Below are 525 nucleotides of genomic sequence, written 5' to 3'. Positions count from 1 at the left end.
GGTCATTCTTGTCCAGTTCGTGATCGCTTCCATCGACAGCGTAGAGTTCGGCACCGTTACAAGCGCCCCCTGTGCTGTTCTGAATCTCGTGCTCCTAAAGGTAATATCCTCGACTGATCCTGTTACTGTTGACGTCTCCACCCAGTCACCAATTGTAAACGGCTTTTCAGTAATAATAATAATACCGCCGAAGAAGTTGCTGATGGTATCCTTCGCGGCAAGCGCAAAAGCCAGTCCGCCAAGACCAAGGCCCGCTACAAATCCGTTTACATCATAATTGAATTCCTGAGCGATCACACTGACACTGAGCGCAATGATCACAAAACGGAGCAATTTGGATAAAAACGGGGCCAGAATGTCATCCATGTCAAGCTCGAAGCGCTGATTCACCTTATGGAAGATAAACGACGATGTTGCGGTCAAATTACAAAGACCCCAGCACAAGAGCGCCACAATCAGTGAGCGGTATATTTTGCTGATGACCGGCATTTGCTCATCTAAAAACGGTGAATACCGGATCGCTAA

1 pseudogene is annotated in these 525 nt (G+C 47.6%); it reads right to left on the bottom strand.

Annotated elements, in window-relative coordinates:
* Positions 1-525: pseudogene (gene mscY / locus ACWHAR_RS31755) on the bottom strand (small-conductance mechanosensitive channel protein MscY); the annotation flags it as partial.

The sequence above is a fragment of the Bacillus sp. LR--39 genome (assembly GCF_053613335.1).
The sequence above is the reverse complement of the archived record's forward strand: the minus strand, read 5'-3'. Positions and strand labels throughout refer to the sequence as shown.